The organism is Tardiphaga sp. 215_C5_N2_1 (assembly GCF_052076055.1).
Taxonomy (GTDB): domain Bacteria; phylum Pseudomonadota; class Alphaproteobacteria; order Rhizobiales; family Xanthobacteraceae; genus Tardiphaga; species Tardiphaga robiniae.
In genome coordinates this window covers 2,999,295-3,015,440 of the sequence record NZ_CP197240.1, presented here as the reverse complement: position 1 = coordinate 3,015,440, position 16,146 = coordinate 2,999,295, and the positions used below count along the sequence as shown (strand labels likewise).

General features: G+C 57.2%; 24 protein-coding genes. 20 read left to right on the top strand and 4 right to left on the bottom strand.

What is annotated here, in order from left to right:
• Nucleotides 1-47 precede the first annotated feature (47 nt).
• From AB7828_RS14425 to AB7828_RS14405, 5 genes are all read left to right on the top strand, one after another.
• Nucleotides 48-701, top strand: a complete 654-nt coding sequence (locus tag AB7828_RS14425; protein WP_439059602.1) for a sigma-70 family RNA polymerase sigma factor — start codon at nucleotides 48-50, stop codon at nucleotides 699-701.
• Nucleotides 698-1,348 (top strand): ChrR family anti-sigma-E factor, encoded by a 651-nt coding sequence (locus AB7828_RS14420; RefSeq protein ID WP_120293173.1) that lies wholly within the window; start codon nucleotides 698-700, stop codon nucleotides 1,346-1,348. Before AB7828_RS14425 ends, AB7828_RS14420 begins: the two co-directional genes overlap by 4 nt.
• A 143-nt stretch (nucleotides 1,349-1,491) precedes the next feature.
• Nucleotides 1,492-2,322 (top strand): DUF1295 domain-containing protein, encoded by an 831-nt coding sequence (locus AB7828_RS14415; protein WP_120293175.1) that lies wholly within the window; start codon nucleotides 1,492-1,494, stop codon nucleotides 2,320-2,322.
• Nucleotides 2,322-3,350 carry an SAM-dependent methyltransferase gene (locus AB7828_RS14410; RefSeq protein WP_120293177.1) on the top strand — a complete coding sequence of 343 codons (1,029 nt, stop codon included), beginning with the start codon at nucleotides 2,322-2,324 and terminating at the stop codon, nucleotides 3,348-3,350. Before AB7828_RS14415 ends, AB7828_RS14410 begins: the two co-directional genes overlap by 1 nt.
• 3 nt (nucleotides 3,351-3,353) lie before the next feature.
• Nucleotides 3,354-3,923, top strand: a complete 570-nt coding sequence (locus AB7828_RS14405) for a hypothetical protein (RefSeq protein WP_120293179.1) — start codon at nucleotides 3,354-3,356, stop codon at nucleotides 3,921-3,923.
• Nucleotides 3,924-3,928: 5 nt separating this feature from the next.
• Here the strand turns inward: AB7828_RS14405 and AB7828_RS14400 are convergent, their stop codons facing one another.
• Nucleotides 3,929-4,339, bottom strand: coding sequence for a DUF2177 family protein (locus AB7828_RS14400; protein WP_199712142.1), 411 nt, complete (start codon nucleotides 4,337-4,339; stop codon nucleotides 3,929-3,931).
• A 482-nt stretch (nucleotides 4,340-4,821) separates the two neighbouring features.
• Here AB7828_RS14400 and AB7828_RS14395 point away from each other — a divergent pair, with 482 nt between their 5' ends.
• The 5 genes from AB7828_RS14395 to AB7828_RS14375 all read left to right on the top strand — a co-directional run bounded on the left by AB7828_RS14395 (nucleotide 4,822) and on the right by AB7828_RS14375 (nucleotide 9,224).
• The gene (locus AB7828_RS14395; RefSeq protein WP_120293181.1) at nucleotides 4,822-5,658 is read left to right on the top strand and encodes a hypothetical protein; all 837 of its coding nucleotides are present in this window, start codon (nucleotides 4,822-4,824) and stop codon (nucleotides 5,656-5,658) included.
• 572 nt (nucleotides 5,659-6,230) lie between these two features.
• Entirely contained in the window at nucleotides 6,231-6,482 is a 252-nt protein-coding gene (locus tag AB7828_RS14390) for a hypothetical protein (protein WP_120293183.1), read from the top strand.
• Nucleotides 6,483-6,497: 15 nt separating this feature from the next.
• Nucleotides 6,498-6,659 carry a hypothetical protein gene (locus AB7828_RS14385; protein ID WP_184511611.1) on the top strand — a complete coding sequence of 54 codons (162 nt, stop codon included), beginning with the start codon at nucleotides 6,498-6,500 and terminating at the stop codon, nucleotides 6,657-6,659.
• A 651-nt stretch (nucleotides 6,660-7,310) separates the two neighbouring features.
• The gene (locus AB7828_RS14380) at nucleotides 7,311-7,514 is read left to right on the top strand and encodes a CsbD family protein (protein WP_068738686.1); all 204 of its coding nucleotides are present in this window, start codon (nucleotides 7,311-7,313) and stop codon (nucleotides 7,512-7,514) included.
• Nucleotides 7,515-8,498: 984 nt separating this feature from the next.
• Nucleotides 8,499-9,224: a Crp/Fnr family transcriptional regulator gene (locus tag AB7828_RS14375; RefSeq protein ID WP_120293185.1), complete on the top strand. Its 726-nt coding sequence runs from the start codon at nucleotides 8,499-8,501 to the stop codon at nucleotides 9,222-9,224.
• Nucleotides 9,225-9,472: 248 nt separating this feature from the next.
• Here AB7828_RS14375 and AB7828_RS14370 read toward each other — a convergent pair whose 3' ends face one another.
• A complete protein-coding gene (locus tag AB7828_RS14370) occupies nucleotides 9,473-10,183 on the bottom strand; it encodes an outer membrane beta-barrel protein (protein ID WP_120293187.1) in 711 nt (236 codons plus the stop codon).
• 202 nt (nucleotides 10,184-10,385) lie between these two features.
• Between AB7828_RS14370 and AB7828_RS14365 the strand changes: the two genes are divergently transcribed.
• Nucleotides 10,386-10,514 carry a hypothetical protein gene (locus tag AB7828_RS14365; protein WP_276511282.1) on the top strand — a complete coding sequence of 43 codons (129 nt, stop codon included), beginning with the start codon at nucleotides 10,386-10,388 and terminating at the stop codon, nucleotides 10,512-10,514.
• A gap of 315 nt (nucleotides 10,515-10,829) precedes the next feature.
• On the opposite strand, the gene AB7828_RS14360 is transcribed toward AB7828_RS14365, so the two are convergent.
• Nucleotides 10,830-11,009, bottom strand: coding sequence for a hypothetical protein (locus AB7828_RS14360; RefSeq protein ID WP_120293189.1), 180 nt, complete (start codon nucleotides 11,007-11,009; stop codon nucleotides 10,830-10,832).
• Between the two features lie 426 nt (nucleotides 11,010-11,435).
• Between AB7828_RS14360 and AB7828_RS14355 the strand changes: the two genes are divergently transcribed.
• The 9 genes from AB7828_RS14355 (at nucleotide 11,436) to AB7828_RS14315 (ending at nucleotide 15,334) form a co-directional block, all read left to right on the top strand.
• A complete protein-coding gene (locus AB7828_RS14355) occupies nucleotides 11,436-11,711 on the top strand; it encodes a hypothetical protein (RefSeq protein WP_147421762.1) in 276 nt (91 codons plus the stop codon).
• Between the two features lie 99 nt (nucleotides 11,712-11,810).
• A complete protein-coding gene (locus AB7828_RS14350; RefSeq protein WP_120293193.1) occupies nucleotides 11,811-12,023 on the top strand; it encodes a hypothetical protein in 213 nt (70 codons plus the stop codon).
• A gap of 195 nt (nucleotides 12,024-12,218) precedes the next feature.
• Complete coding sequence (locus AB7828_RS14345; protein WP_120293195.1) at nucleotides 12,219-12,722, top strand: YciE/YciF ferroxidase family protein; 504 nt, start codon at nucleotides 12,219-12,221, stop codon at nucleotides 12,720-12,722.
• A gap of 404 nt (nucleotides 12,723-13,126) precedes the next feature.
• Nucleotides 13,127-13,321 carry a hypothetical protein gene (locus AB7828_RS14340; protein WP_147421763.1) on the top strand — a complete coding sequence of 65 codons (195 nt, stop codon included), beginning with the start codon at nucleotides 13,127-13,129 and terminating at the stop codon, nucleotides 13,319-13,321.
• 413 nt (nucleotides 13,322-13,734) lie between these two features.
• Complete coding sequence (locus AB7828_RS14335) at nucleotides 13,735-13,908, top strand: DUF3606 domain-containing protein (protein ID WP_120293199.1); 174 nt, start codon at nucleotides 13,735-13,737, stop codon at nucleotides 13,906-13,908.
• Between the two features lie 71 nt (nucleotides 13,909-13,979).
• Entirely contained in the window at nucleotides 13,980-14,138 is a 159-nt protein-coding gene (locus tag AB7828_RS14330; RefSeq protein ID WP_158596886.1) for a hypothetical protein, read from the top strand.
• Entirely contained in the window at nucleotides 14,138-14,359 is a 222-nt protein-coding gene (locus AB7828_RS14325) for a hypothetical protein (RefSeq protein WP_120293201.1), read from the top strand. Before AB7828_RS14330 ends, AB7828_RS14325 begins: the two co-directional genes overlap by 1 nt.
• Before the next feature lie 57 nt (nucleotides 14,360-14,416).
• Entirely contained in the window at nucleotides 14,417-14,593 is a 177-nt protein-coding gene (locus AB7828_RS14320; RefSeq protein ID WP_199712137.1) for a hypothetical protein, read from the top strand.
• A 474-nt stretch (nucleotides 14,594-15,067) separates the two neighbouring features.
• Nucleotides 15,068-15,334: a helix-turn-helix domain-containing protein gene (locus AB7828_RS14315; RefSeq protein ID WP_199712138.1), complete on the top strand. Its 267-nt coding sequence runs from the start codon at nucleotides 15,068-15,070 to the stop codon at nucleotides 15,332-15,334.
• Between the two features lie 322 nt (nucleotides 15,335-15,656).
• On the opposite strand, the gene AB7828_RS14310 is transcribed toward AB7828_RS14315, so the two are convergent.
• Complete coding sequence (locus tag AB7828_RS14310; protein ID WP_120293205.1) at nucleotides 15,657-15,977, bottom strand: hypothetical protein; 321 nt, start codon at nucleotides 15,975-15,977, stop codon at nucleotides 15,657-15,659.
• Nucleotides 15,978-16,146 lie beyond the last annotated feature (169 nt).

Sequence of the window (16,146 nt, the reverse complement as noted above, 5' to 3'; positions counted from 1 at the left end):
CACTTGAGGCGTGATCCAATTAGGGGGAGGGCGCGTATGAAGGGCAAATGGATGCTGCAAGATTACATCTCGACATCAGGCGCACGCGGGATGTCGGTCCGGCGGCGAGGCTCATTGTTTTGAACGAGGGCATTCAAAAAGAGGTGCTGCCCTCTCCTGTTGAGTTGATCCGCCTGATAGATGCCGTTGCACAGGCGCAGGATCGCAAGGCGTTCGCGCAGCTCTTCGCCTATTTCGCGCCGCGTGTGAAAGGCTTCCTTATTCGGACCGGTCTCGCGGAGTCGGTTGCCGAGGAGGTGACACAGGAAGTCATGATCGCGGTATGGAGAAAGGCGTCCTATTTCGATCCCAGCCGGGCGGGCGCGTCGACATGGGTGTTTACGATTGCTCGTAACCAGAGGATCGACAGGCTGCGCCGCTCGCGCTCCCGTACGGCCGATCATCTCTTGGATCTGAGTGACGAACCGGACACGCCACCGTCGGGCGAAGATATCGTGATCATGGCAGAGCGGGAAGAAGAGGTCCGGAAAGCGCTGGCGACCCTATCAAATGAACAGGCAACCATCGTGAAACTCTCTTTCTTCTCCGAAGCGCCGCATGCGGAGATCGCTCGTGAGCTGGGCATCCCGCTCGGCACCGTAAAATCCCGCGTCCGGCTCGCATTGAACCGGCTGCGAACGCTATTGGACCGCGATATATGACGATCAACCATCACCCCAGCGACGAAACGCTTCTGCGTCTTGCGACCGGAGCATTGGGCGCCGGCCCGGCGCTAGTCATTCGCGTCCACCTCGAAGGATGTGCCGTTTGCCGCGAGCGCTTAACCCGGTTCGAGGCTGTGGGCGGGGCGATCCTCGACGAGATGCGCTTGGCTCCGCTTGCTGAGGATTTGTTCGGACGGACCATGGAGCGGCTGGAAAGCATTCCATCCACGTTAGTGAAAGAACCCAGGCCGAGGAAACAGCCGGACCTGGGCATCGAGCTCCCTCATGCGATGCGCCACTGCGAAATTGGTCCCTGGCGATGGCTTGGCCCCGGCTTCAGATGGAGCAAGGTCCAAATTGCCGGAAGTCCAGATGCCAAAGTCATGATGATTAAGGGTAAAGCGGGGCTTCATCTGCCTGCCCATGGACACACCGGCATGGAGTTTATGCAGATTCTATCTGGATCTCTGTCGGACGAGCGCAGTCAATATTTTCCCGGCGATCTCGACGAAGCCGATGATGAAGTCAATCACCGGCCCCTTGTCGGCGAGAAGTCGGATTGCGTCTGTCTCGCTGCTTTGGAAGGAGATACGCGCCTTCATGGATTTCTGGGGCGTCTCCTACGTCCGATCGTGGGATTTTGAACGATGGCGGCGGCACAGCCGATCAGATTCCTTTGGCTAGCCTCGGTCGGCCTATGAAGATGTTTCATGAGGTCGTGTAATTGGCCTTGCGAGAAAGCCGTCGCGAAAATTGTGCCAGTTTGGACGGTACGGGACAGAATCGCATGACACTGGTCATCGCAGTCGTTGCGCTTGCGATTTTCCTTTCACTGACCATGGCGGGAGCATGGTTGGTCGCGCTTCGAACCGGCCAGTCAGGATGGATCGACGCGATATGGTCGTTTGCCACCGGCGTGTTCGGCGCTGCCGCCGCTCTTCTCCCTTTCGCCGGGGGGGAAATTTCATCGCGTCAGATACTCGTGGCAGTGCTGGCGCTCTTGTGGGCACTGCGTCTCGGCATCCACATCGTGGCGCGCACCGCGCGGGGCGGTGATGATCCGCGCTACCGGCACTTGCGCGAGCAGTGGGGAAGTGCCTTCAGATCGCACCTGTTCTGGTTCCTGCAAATCCAGGCATTGGCTGCGCTGGTACTCGTCCTCTCTATCATGATCGCGGCGCAAAATCCGACTCCTGGCCTGAGGGTCCTAGACTGGCTCGGAATTGCCATCCTGATTGCGGCCGTTGTCGGGGAAACGATCGCGGATCGCCAGCTGTCCACCTTTCGCCTAGACCCCGGAAACCAGGGAAATGTTTGCGACGTCGGGCTTTGGGGTAGGTCACGCCACCCAAACTATTTTTTTGAATGGTTGGGATGGCTGGCTTATGCCGTGATCGCGGTCGATCTCACAGGCGCCTATCCGCAGGGGTGGCTGGCTTTCGCCGGGCCATTGCTGATGTATTGGCTCCTCGTCCACGCCTCCGGCATTCCGCCCCTGGAAGGGCACATGTTGCGCTCGCGCGGCAAGGCCTTCCGAGAATACCAGCACCGCGTCAACGCATTCTGGCCCGGCCCGCAGAGCGGCGCTGGCGCCGCCGGCAACAAAGAAGACCTTTGATGAGCCTGATTTCCTCGGCGATACGCGTCGCGGAGTGCCGTCCGCTTCCCGACCCAATGACGCGAATGGGCATCGAGTTTCTGGTCGGGCGCACGAGAAGTAAACTTGCCGCTGCAAGCGATCGCGAGGAAGGCGATTTCGCGCGCGCCATGGCAGAGTACCCGATCGCAGAACATGCGAACGCCGCCAACGCACAGCACTACGAATTGCCGCCCGAATTCTTTGCCCTTACGGTCGGCCCACGTCGCAAATATTCCTGTTGCCTCTATTCGACGGGTCACGAATCGCTGGCCGATGCCGAGCGCTTGGCGCTTGAGGAAACGGTTGCGCATGCCGGTATCGCCGACGGACAGTCGCTCCTGGAACTCGGCTGCGGCTGGGGCTCGCTGACGCTGTTCATGGCTGAGCGGTTCCCTCGCACTAATATCACCGCGGTTTCGAATTCGACCCCGCAACGGCTTCACATCGAGGCGGAGGCCGTGGCCCGCGGTTTGGGAAATATCCGCGTCGTCACTGCCGACATGAACGCTTTCGAACCGGACAGCACATACGATCGGGTCGTGTCGGTCGAAATGTTCGAGCACATGTCCAACTGGCGGAGTTTACTCGCGCGCATCAAGACATGGCTTGTACCCCAACAGGGGCGGGTTTTCGTTCACGTCTTCAGCCACAGGCGCAGTCCCTATCGCTTCGATCATAACAACGATGCCGATTGGATCGGGCAGCATTTCTTCACTGGCGGAATCATGCCGAGCCATGGCCTTATCCGGCATTTTCCGGACTGCTTTGCCGTTGAACAAGACTGGCGCTGGAACGGCCTTCATTATCAGAAAACCGCGATCGACTGGCTGGCTCGCTTCGATGCAAACCGCCCTCACATTGATAGCATTCTGAGTAGAGTCTATGGACCGGACGCGGCGCTTTGGCATCAACGCTGGCGGCTTTTCTACCTGGCGACGGCAGGGCTCTTCGGGCATGCCGGCGGTGAAGAATGGGGTGTGAGCCACTACCTCCTGCGCCCGGCATAACGCATGGCGTTCGTGATTCTAGTCCGGAACATCTGGCGGCGAGTTGCCGCTTATGCCGCTCACGATGATCCGATGGTCGCGACCTGCAACTTGGTCGCGCTTGTCGTCGCCTCCAACCAGCCCTTCTATCCGCTCTATGTCTATTGGGCCGTCAGCGAACACATTTGGCCGACCTTCTTCACGTTCCTGTCGACGCCATTTTTCCTCGCGGTACCCGCACTGGCTAGGCGATTGCCAACGGCAGGCCGTGCGCTTCTCCCACTTACCGGCATCGCCAATACGGTTTTGAGCGCAAAAGTGTTCGGGCAGGCATCGGGCGTGGAGATTTTTCTCATCCCTTGTGCGCTGATTGCCGCGACCTTCTTTCGACCATCTGAAAGGTTGACCGCCCTCATTCTGGTTGGGCTGGCGATAATGGCTTACCTTGGACTCGATGGCGCGTATGGCGCCCCCGTCCACCTCTACGCGGTCTCAGAATACCGTGCTTTCCTCAGATTGAACGTCATGAGCGCTGGCATCCTCACCGTGTTCATCGGACTTGTCGCATCGGAAATGTTAAGCCGACGTGCTTAAGCTCGTCAGGATGAAGCTGTGAAGGCGCGCGTGATCAGAAAGCCGATGGTTGCGGCAGAGGCCGTCAGCAACGTTCCCCAGCATAGATCTGCGATCGTCACCGCCACCGGCCAGTTCCGCAACGTCGCCTGGTTGGTCAGATCGTAGGTCGCATACGCAACGAACCCGAGGAAAGCACCGTTGAGCGTGGCCGTTGTCAAACGCTCGCTGGCAATGGCCGGTGCAATGGCGAGCACCACGATGCCGGCAACGTAAATCAGATAGAAGAGCATCGCCGGTACCAGCCGGAAGCTATCAAGCAGCATCTCGCCCATCAGCGGTCGATACAGCCGCTGCGACGCAAGCGTAAGCCAGATCGCGTCCATTCCGAGAAATACCAGACCCGTCGCGACATAGGCGATGCCATAAGTTTTCAATGTAATTTCCTTTACCGAGTCGACGCTGAAGATTTTACGCGCGAGCGAGATGGTCGGATCACTCTGCCGCATGACGGCAATGTCCAACATCAGAAACAGATTGATTTCCCGTAGAAGGAATCAAAGCCGGCGCGTGCTGCGTCGAGGTCCGGGGCCACTCTGAAACATTTGTCGGGATTGAGCGTAAAAGCCGCAAGGCCATTTCCAGACGCCAGACCGCTCCGGGTTCGGATCCCAATCCTGCTGAGCGATAGTACCGACGTCAACGTCGCCGTACCGGATTGGATGATGGGCGATCGTCTTGAGTTGGCTGATCGTTGCTCGAGGGGCTTAGCGTCTTTCTATCAAGCTCGTCGTCCGCCCACCTTTGCGCAATCGCTGAAGACAGGCGAATTCGCCTTCGCGGGCGGAACCATACTATTGAATGCACATTGTGTGGGCATCGGTATCTATTCCGGAGCCGCTCCAAGGGGAATTTCAGAATGATTGATACTGTTGTCGTGCAGCCAGCTTCCCCTGGCGTAGACGAGCCTTCGGTTGCGGGTGTCTCGTGGGCTGCAGTCGCGGCTGGTGCCGTCGTCTCGCTCGCGTTGACACTCGTTCTTATTGCTTTCGGGGCAGGGCTTGGTTTGTCAGTCGTGTCGCCCTGGTCGTCCAGCGTATCGGCTACGACATTCAAAATCACGACGGGAATCTATCTGATCGTCATCGCCATGATCTCGTCGTCGATCGGCGGATATCTCGCTGGTCGTCTGCGGTCGCGCTGGATTGGCGTTCATGCAGATGAGGTCTATTTCCGCGACACCGCGCATGGGTTTCTGGCATGGGCATTTGCAACGGTGCTCGGTGCTGTACTCCTAGCTTCGCCCGCGACGACCGTTTTAAGCGGCGCGACGTCGGGAGTCTCTGCTGGTGCGACGGCGTCTGCGGCGCAGGCGGGACCGGTCGAAGGCTTCATCGACGCACTATTGCGTCCATCGACACCATCTGGCGATGGCAACAGTGCTGACGCGCGCGGTGAACTGTCCCGCATAATGGCCTCTAGCCTCCGAGCCGGTGAGCTGAAGCCAGCCGATCGCGCTTACGTCAATAAAGTCGTGGCCGCTCGCACCGGTTTGAGCGAACCTGATGCTGACAAGCGCGTTACCGAAGTCACCAATGATGCAAAGGCCGCTGCCGATAATGCTCGAAAGGCTGCAATGCAGCTCGCCTTTTGGCTCACGGCATCACTTTTGATTGGCGCCTTTTCTGCGAGCCTGGCGGCGACCGAGGGCGGTGGACTTCGAGACGGAACTTGGAAAGCGCGTCGCACGCGATAAGGAGAGAACAATGCCTATTCTGCTATGGCTACTTGGAATTCCACTGCCGCTGATCATTCTGGTCCTGCTGCTTCGATGAATAAAGGCCCCGCGGTGCGGGGCCTTTATTCATTGCGTAGGAGTGCAGGGAACAAGAGCCGGTCGCATTACTTGACCTTCATCGCTGCTCGGATTTTGGCTAATAATCAGTGATGAGAGCATAGCTCCAGCCTGAAATGGGAGCGCAATATGTGTACCAAGTGCATCGGACTGGAAGATCAGATCGCCCGATATCTTGGTTTTGCCAGGCGCGTAAACGCTTTGACGAGGGGGCGCATCTACGATCTGGTTTTGCATCTCCAGAATGATAAAGAAGCGATTGTACACGGCCAGGATGCTCTTCGGCCGCGCCTTCTTGTGTAGCTCACCTTGCCTGCACGCTTCTCGTTAGTTTATCTGACCGCCACGAGAAGAGCTTGGCGGGCCGGTTCGGGGATTGCCACGAGGCTGTTAGTGGGGGCCCGGCGCGGAACGAGTCAGGCAGCGCCACGTTCGACTGACAAGGGCTTCATGAACAGATTGGCTTTGGTTCAATGCAAAAGATTATAACGATCAGCGCTACAGCGCTTCTCCTCGTCGGTGCCACGATGTCGTCGGCGTCCGCCGAAAAGTCCCGCCGGCACCACACTCAGCAGGGCGTCACCTCCGGTCAAGGCATGACCACCGGTACCGGCCGCACATATACTGGCGGCAATACCGCTCTGAAGGGCAACAGCGGCAATTCGGGGCAAGGGGACAACGCGCTGGGCAACATCAAGGGCGGCAACATCGGCGCCGGCAAGTAGCATTTCGGAGGGACCATGAGCAAAGAAAATCCCAAAGATGATCCCCGCACGGAGTCAGATTGGGCTCCGACGAAACAGACCGACAAGCCCTGGAAAGGCGTGCCGGAAAAGGAACAGTTTGCTCAGGACCGGGAAAAGCCGGACCTTGAAAAGTGGAAAAGGACCGACACTCATTGACGTTGCGGCGGACGTGCATCCATCTTTTCGATGGGTCGACGATTGAGCCGTCCGAGCAATATGCTCGGGCGGCTTCTTTGCGAAAATGGTTTCGCGTCTTATGGATGGATGTCCGCTAAACGGCGGCGTCGATCCTCTCCTACGGTCTGGCCCACGGCTCGGACACGTATGGGTGCTTCCGGCAACGGCATTCGCGACGTCTTCGGTGGAGGACCGTCATCCTCATCAAGGGATCGGAGAGCTGCGAGAATATCACCGATCCTAACAGTCTCATGGGAGCCTGGAATTTGGCGTAGCCATGGCTTCCCTTCGACAGTAAACGCATCCGATGCCCAAGCGGCTAGGATGCATCGCTTTTGCAGCGTGTCTAAGAAGGGATTGGCAAGAACCTCCCGCGGGTGCGAGAAGGTGCTGGCGAGTAGAGAATTCGCGTGGATTTCATTCATCGACATGGCAGCGCTTGTCATGCTGGGCCTCCTAACTCCTTTCGTTTAAAGGCGATTATCGATGTAGATTTTCGCTGCTTTCGGTCAAGGGGTGACGCTAAAAATTTTCGGGGCGCTTCTCAGACTGCCGGGCGCTGTCTTAGTGTCGCACGGGAAACAAAGACCTGATCACGACGTTCATCCCACTAACAAGGGAGAGAAAAAAATGGATTGGAACAGGGTCGAAGGAAATTGGAAACAGATGAAGGGCAAGGTCAAGGAGCAGTGGGGCAAGCTCACTGACGATGACCTCGACGTCATCAACGGCAAACGGGAGCAACTCGAGGGTCGTCTTCAAGAGCGTTATGGCTACGCCAAGGACCAGACCACGAAGGAAGTCGACGACTGGTATGGACGTCAGAGTTGGTAATCAGAACGTACTTCGCTCCAGAGTTGTTCCACGCTTTTCGAGAACAGGATTGAGCGAGTTGCCTCAAACCGCTGATGGATTTGCGGTCGGAGTTAACGCAGGATGACAGCGACCGAATCTTGACCCCAGAAGCCTCGCTTCGGTCGGCCCGGCGGTAGAGCGACCTACCCGCCAGGCCTTTAAGCAGCAATGTTCCCTAACGTTGCTGTTCGAGCAACCAGACAACACCCTCCAGTATCGACAAGCCGGTCAGGCCCGACGCGCACTTGCCTAGCTCCCAAGGACGTCAATCTTCGATCGCAGGCTTCTGCTGCCTCAACTTGCGCGTTGAGCCTCGGTCGATGACACTTCGGAAGTCTGACATGGAAGGCACCAGACGCGATTACATCGCCAGCATGGTGGAGACGACGCCGTGGGTGGCAAGGATCCGGGTGCCAAAACGGCGAAGGTGCACCGCAAAAAAACATTGAGATCCGCTCTCGGTAAATTCGTCTCAAATGAGACGATGTCACCTCCTCGCTTGTGGTTCCATCCCGAGGAACCGTTGGAGGAACCGACATGAATGAGCGTCAGCTGATAACCCGCGCATGGCAAGATGCGGACTTGGAGAAGCTCAAACAGTTGCATGCAGAGGGGGCTACGCTCCTACGAGCATGTGCGGCTATGAAGCGACCAATGGCTTCCGTCAAAAAACGTGCTCGTGAACTTGGCCTGCATTTCGCAAGTGTTCGAGAAGTTCGGCGAGAGATCAGCGCTCGCGAGCAAACCCAATGACAGTTATTGGGTCTTCAGTGCCGAAATGCCCAAAGTGCAATCGCAAGATGACGTCATCTGAAAAGGGAGATTCGGAGTTTAGATGCGCGAGGTGCGAGGTCGATCCGATGGAGCGCAGCAAGGGTTGGCTTTCGAGCGAGTTGAAGCCACCGTCAAGATGACTAGGATGCTGAGCGCAGCCGAACAGGTTCAGCCGCGTAGGAGGCTACAATCGACCCTCTAGTCGTCCTTATAAAAAAACTGAAAGAGCACTCGCACCTGAGCCAAGAGGACCTTTTGGAGGTCCGCCGCCTGCCGTGCTCTGTCCGCGAATTGGATAGTCATGAGGACTTCATTCGGCAAGGCGATCGACCCAAGGTGTCCGCAATCGTCGTCGAAGGAATGCTGGCTCGCTATCATCTCCTGCCGAACGGCGCACGCCAGTATTTGTCCTTTCATCTCGCTGGCGACATGCCGGATTCACAGTGTCTGTTCATCGAGGTGATGGATCATGCCGTCTGCGCGATCGGCAAGGCCGTCGTCGCCTCGGTCCCGCATCGGGACTTGATGAAGTTATTCGATAGTAGACCAAAGGTTGGCGCTGCAATCTGGCGTGAAACCCTGATCGACGCAGCCATCTTCCGTGAAGCGATCACGAACAATAGCGCGCGGTCCGCCCCTGCCCGCATGGCTCATCTCTTCTGCGAACTCTTCTACCGATCGCGGGCTTCCGGCTTGACGCGTGACGATACGTGTATTCTGCCGATAGGTCTTAATCAGCTGGGAGAGGCTCTCGGGCTGTCGCTAGCTACCGTAAACCGCGCTTTGGCCAACCTTCGAGACACCGATCTTGCCGACTTCAAGAGCGGGTCTCTCACCATCAGAAATTGGGCGGGTCTGGCGGACTGCGGCGAGTTCAATCCTCGCTACTTGCATCTGCGACGCGAGCCGTTCTGACATCGCGAATGTCAACGAACAGCACAATAGCGGCACCTATGCCAATCTCAAGACCGCTGTCGAGTTTGTAGAGGGGCTGCACAACGCGATCACGGTTCTTAGCATCTCGGCGGTCGTCGCGGTCTGACCGACACTAGCCTCTGACCAAATCCCGGTAACGCCTTCCCGGCATTGGCGGAGATTATGCGTAGGCAGGGAAAAGGCCCGGCTTTCGCCGGGCCCCGGTCTGTTGAATTCAGTGTTGGGACTTAGAAGTTTGAGCCGCCCCAGTTGAAGTGATAGTTGATGCCGCCCTTCACAGTGTGGGTGGTGGCACCAAGCTCCAGACCGCCCGGAGCAAATGCAGTCAGATAACGTTCGCTGCCATAGTCGGCGTACATGTACTCACCCTTGAGCGACCAGTTGGGGGCGAACATGTATTCCACGCCAGCGCCGACGGTCCAGCCCGACAGCACTTTGCTCTCGCTGAAGCTGCCGCCCAGGCCGGCGATCGAAAAGCGATTATCGGCCCATGCGTAACCGCCCTTGGCGTAGAACAGCGCTGCGCCTGACGTCACACCGATGCGACCGGTGACACTCCCGAATGAACGAATCTTATCCTCAAGCGTGACCGGAAAAATGCCGAACAAGCCGGTCTGGCTATATGAGATGTCTGACGCTGCCGCGTCTGCTTCAAGACCCCAGACCCAAATGCTACCGGGCGTCTGCCAGTTATAGCCTATAGTGCCGCCGCCGAAGCCGCCCTGCAGGTCGCTGCTCGTGGTCGTGACACCGCCGACGTTGACGCGATCCGACCAGCCGTAACCACCCATGACACCGAGATAGAAGCCCGACCAGTTGTAGCCTACCGGAATCGGAGCGGGCGGGGCTTTAGTGTAGGGACGAGCTGCCAGATCGGCGGCAGAAGCCGAAGCTGCGCCCAAGGTTAGAATGACAGCGGCCATCAGAATCTGTTTCATGCGGACTCCCCTGTGAAAGTTCGGTGATCACAATCCTATGTGCACGCGCATCTCGAAGCTGTCACCGTTTCGCCACACGCGCGAGTTTTTACCGCACCACAACCTCACCCCGATACCAGCCGATATGCTAAGTCGACTGCGGCAATAACCGATAACAATGTCTCCACGCTGCAGGGTAGCCATCCCTTGAAGCGAGAGTTCTTTGAGAAACTGGAAGGACGATTTCGAGCTCGACTGGACGCTCCGCGACATCCACGGCGGCAGGCTGAAGCTGTCACCGATCACGGAAGACCAACTGAGCGAGCTATTGGAGATGGGCCTCGTGAGGTAGTGAACGATCAAGTGAAGCTCACCGAGACGGGATACCAGAAGATCCACTAGTGGAGCCATGGCAAGACGCCGATTAACAGGACCTGGACTCCAGAAGTCATTGCTCGATTGATCAGCCTTGCCGACAGCGGCGCAACGGTGTTGCGAGCCGCTGCCGCCCTCGGGCGGCCGGCGACAGCGGTGCAAACAAGGCCCGCGAACGAGGGAAGCCGTTGGTAGGTGTTCGGGACTCCAGGGCGGCAATACGAGCCCATATCGAGGCCAAGTGAATGTGGAGAATGTTCATCGCAAGCTCCCTTGTTCTGTGTGAGCCAAATCAGAACACCTTCCGATTTCCGGCCTCCGTCAGTTTGACCTGGTCGTCCACGATTTCGACGAGGCCCATCTCCAGGAGTTCGCTGAGTTGGTCTTCCGTGATCGGGGACAGCTTCAGCCGGCCGCCACCGATATCGCGGAGCGTCCAGTTGAGCTCGAAATCGTCTCTCCAGTATTTCATCTGATGGGGCCGTCGCCGGCAGAGGTTGAAAAATTAAAAGCCCGCCGGATCGTCCACGGGGGCTTTCACTATCTAATGCCGAAAACCAACGTAGAGACCAATCATGGTAATGGCCGATACCAAGATGAAGCAAAAAAGCCCCCACGCAATAATAGTGGCTTCATCTGGGGTATTCCGATTCGTCTTCTGAAGAACGTTCAATGGTCTCTCCCTGTAATCTCTGTCATCGGCGCTCGCATCTTGAGGCGAACTTGTGCAAAGCGTAGCGACGGTAGATCGCAGGGTCCAGAATGAATTGATGGTGCGCTGCAGCGCGGCGCGTCACAGCGGGTTGCCCATTTCGGTAGCTGCCGTAAGCACCGCAGCTCCCATTGAAGGAACTAAAACACCAAATGCACGATATAGGAGAAAACAAGGGAGGTCGTCATGTTGATGGAAGATGGAATTGCAGGACGGCCAGTCGCCAGCGCACCGCCATTGGTCGCGCAGATGGTCGACAAGCGAACAATTCTTGAGATGGAGATAGCCCTTACCAAAGCGTGCGAGGTCTTGCCGCGCGAGTTGGACAACCACAAGAACCGCTGTTTCGTCGCCAAGAAAATACTGAAGCGCGTGAATGCGGGTGAGCGCACGTTCGGCGGCATGATGTCCGCGGGAATGGCGGCAGTGGAGACGCTACGGCGCAGGCAAGAGCAGGTTTGACGGCGTTTCCTGAACAATCATTCAGGAAATTTATCCTGAGACGACGGAACGGCCCCTATAGTCGCGCATTCAATCTCCGCTCATTCAAAGGAGAAGATAATGCGCAAAGTTCTTTTGGCTATCGCTGCCTTCGCTACCATCGGCATCGCTGTTCCTGCCGCTACTTCACAGGCTGATGCTCAGACCGTAGTGGTGCGGCATGGCGGCGGCCATCACGGCGGCTACCATCGCGGTCATCGTGTCAACAAGGTTGTTATCGTGAAGCGCGGTCATGGTCACATGCATCGTGGAATCCACCACGGCCATCGCTGAACGCGTTGCTCTTCAAAACAAAAGGCTCCCTCCCGGGGGCCTTTTTCGTTGGGCGCTATCAAGGGCAACTGAACAGAGGCCATCGCGTTTTGGAAAGAAGAGCGCAGCTCCTCATCGGAACTTAAGTTCCAGCGGTCTGTTGGGCTGGCGTGATAAGCCGCCCCAGCTCACCGGGGCTACTGGAGGAAATTTCCCATGGCCAAAAAGCCGAAGCTTCTTGCCGACCTTTTCCATGACACGCTCAAGGATGTCTATTTCGCCGAGAAGAAGATTCTCGCCACGCTGCCGAAGATGGCAAAAGCCGCACAATCGAAAGAACTCAAGGCCGCCTTTCTGAAGCATCAGAAGGAGACCGTTGGTCAGATCAAGCGGCTCGAAGGCGTGTTCAAGATATTCGGCAAGAAGCCGACCGCCAAGAAGTGTGAAGCCATCATGGGTATTACCAAGGAAGGCGCAGAGATCATGACCGAATACAAGGGCATGCCTGCTCTCGATGCCGGTCTTGCTGCCGCGGCACAGGCGGTGGAGCACTATGAGATCTCCCGCTACGGAACGCTGGCGACTTGGGCGAAGGAGCTGGGGATGCCTGAAGCTGTCTCGCTTCTCGATGCCACGTTGAAGGAAGAGAAGGCCACCGACGTTGCGTTGACCGCGCTGGCCAAATCTGTCGTCAACGTCGAAGCAGAGCAAGATCTCTAAGGCTAAATGTCCGGCTCCGTCACTGGAGCCGGACTACGTAAGTCCTCCCACCCGTCGAAGAAACCTTTAGCGCAACAGTGGCTTATGTTTTCGCTGAAATGGAGAGCGAAAATGCGCCAAGGTACGTCGTTTCGGTTGATGGCATCCGATGCAGCGAGACAGGCAAAAGAAGCCACGGACCAGGCTGAAGCTCTCCGGCTTTTACAGATGGCACACTACTGGATCTCAGCTGCAGACAACGAGGACTGGCTGAATGCCAACTCGATCCATCATCCGGTAAGATCACCTAGCTCCGACTGAAAACTGAGAAATTTCGGAACGATAGGAAGTAGCGGGACTTGACTTCGACAACTGTCGCACATGGCGACGGTGAACGGGTGGCTGTGGCCATCAGAAAGCTCGCCATGAACATCCCGGCCGTCGACCGCGCCATCGATATTTATGGCGCCCTCTCAGGACATTCGGAAGCACCGGGCGTCCGCGCGCAGCTTGCCCAGCATCTTGACCAACTGCACAATGAGGGGGAGACCGATCATCACCGCCTTACGGTGCATGGCCTCTCGTTCCTTCGGCAAAACGATCTTCAGCGCAACAGCTAGCCGCGCTGCATAGCTCGCTGCTTCTGCAATGATTTACGGAGCGTCGCTTTCGCAGAGTGAGCACGTTCCTTGTCGCTCGCCGATTTCTTGATCGGACGAAATGGGCCGGTCTTGGAATTTCCGGCCATCGGCATTGCCGGCATCATCTGCGAGCAGGATTCCGACTGGGAAGGTTGAAGGCCCATAGGGGCCGATGTCCGTGTGCGTTTGGGCATATTTCTCAACCCGCCACTCAACCCAAAGTTCATTCGTGCAGATCAAGCGGCGGCAAAAAGACACCTCGTCCCTTTAGAAGGCCGGCATCAGTACCGCGAAGAGGCGCGGCGACCTACCGCGGCGGCTGCCTCACTGGCCGCGCCGGAACAAGAAAGTCAGAAATGCGTTCCTTTAGGCATCAAACACTGGAGGATGCCATGGACGATCTGAAGAACAAGGGGCAGCCGGATCGCAGCAAGATCAACATGCACGAGGCGCATGAGGTCAAGTATTGGACCAAGGAGCTCGGCGTGGATAAAGACAAGCTGCAGAAGACGGTCGCCAAGGTCGGCAACTCAGCCGCCGCAGTTCGCAAGGAGTTGGCAGCCTGAGCCAGTCAACGGAATCCCTGCACGAGCAATCTGTAAAGATCGCGCTGGATTACCTGGCGGGGGTTGGCCGCTTGCGCGACCTGCAAGAAGCGTTTGAATTTATTGGAAAGCATGTCGCGTACCAGATCGGGCAGGGAGTCGTCAGTCCTCTGCTGCTGTCGAACCAGGCGATTGCAGCCTACGAGCGCCATAGGGAAAAGACGCCGCTTCGGTTGGTGGAGTATGAGTGATGATGCCACTAATCCGGCCTTGGTCGGCCGACGAAAGTGAAAAACTTAAAGCCATGGCTGAAGCGGGGGCATCGCCGATCAAAATTGCTGCGGCCATGAAACGTAATGTGCAGGCCGTCAGACGTCAGGCGAATCGATTGGGGATCTCTTTGCCCACAACGCGAGAGACGCGCAAACGACAGCGTGCGTTAGAGGCGGAAGCCACAACGTCTTCAGCATGACATCGCAAATGGGAACAAGCTGCGCGTTCCGTAGTTGCTAGGGAAATGGAGGTTCCCATGCTTACAGACGATCAACTGATGGTTCTGCGGGAAATCGATAACGCCTTTGCTTTTGACGATACAGCGAAGGCAAAAGAGTTGGTGCTGGACGGCTATGTCCAGAAGGACGGCGACCTTTATCAGCTCACGCCGAAGGGTGAGAAAAGCCTGCTCGACAATGGCGTCTCGGCATAGACTGCATCGTGAAGGGATTCCAGACCTCACATAGAAGCTCAGGGAGGACGACGAGGCGCTCCGGGACCGGTCGTCGCTCCAGAGGCGTCAAATTACATCGCACAATTGAGGGACATTGAGCCAACTGAAAGCTGCCGGGTTCTGCGACTATGGCTAAGCACGATGTTGCCGACGATAGGTTTAGTTTGCCCCCTGCACCGTATCGGTCACAACTAGCCCTCCGCAACTTCACAGGAGGCTGTGAGATAGCATAGATCTCGGTAAGCAAGCATGACAGCCGCCATGCCCGCCGCGACTCATTGTTGTGGCTGATGCGGTCGGTGAAAATTCACCTCACCGCCGTTGATGTCCGGATATGCTCGAAAAGTCCGTCGAAGCACGCTGTTGTACGCAAGGGCCCTCGCTTGCTCGCATTGACGTTGCTCGTCGCGCGGTCAACTCTCGCCGTCGAACGCTTTGCGATTGGGAGGCTTCGTGAGATACAGACGTCGAGAGAAGAACGGAGGACAGCAGCCACAGGCTACTCCATGCCTTCCAAAATCTGCTGAACCGCAGACGATTGCATTCTCCCAGCGGTTCACCTGTACGATCGACGAAGCATGTGAGGCGACCGGTTTGGGGCGCACGAAGCTTTACGAACTGATAGGAGCGGGACATCTCGCGACCACAACGGTCGGACGTCGGCGACTTGTGGCAGTACAATCACTTCTGTCGCTTCTTAAAGCGAACATGTCGACGTGATGAGGCTACTTAAGTGGCGCGGCTACATTTCGGTTCGTGTTTTCCTTCACACTCTCACTCTGAGGACGCGACCGTTCTCCCTCAACAGGTCAAGCGCGTCGGCCCAAAAACGCATCATCCGAACACGCTCCTGCCAGAATTCGACGGCGTGGGTATAGGCGCTACGGATTTCGTTCGCGCGGCAGAGCCAAATTTCTAGAGGTCGATTCTCGCCTATTTTAAATCAGCGTCGCGGGTGCTCGGCCAGGATGGGTATTAGTTGATCAAGATATCGGGCAATGTTCACAGGCCCGTCGTGTCCGAAGCTGCGAAGTATGCTATCCTACCGAAGCCAGTTGGTGGGTCTGAGCCTGTCCAACGCTTCGAGTATGCCACGAGCGCTACTGGACGCGGCGGTGATCGGGGGGCGCCACGCCTCCCCTTCGAAGTGCTGGTCCGCCTTGTTACTGAAGCCGTCCCAAGTGACCTGATCGGCCTCCTTTAACTGTTCGCTGCTATCCATATCGAAGCGGTTTTTGGCGAAGCACGCTCCCAGGTGATCGGTCTCATCGAAAAGCAACGCCCTACCCATATCGGGAATGGTGCCGTAGTCTGCCTGCCGGTGGTGCTGGTCGACGATATCCGCCCGCTGGCGGCCGGGCATTCGTTGTCCCGGCAAAACTCAGTCAACATTCGCAAATTGTTGGTATCGACGTTGGTAGCGTCTCGGATCAACCAAAAAAATCATGTGTCTTGTCAATATTATAGCTTTGCAATGCGGAGCCGCCCCTGGGCACCAAAGGTCCCGGGCCAGCCGATGGTGCTGGCAAAGC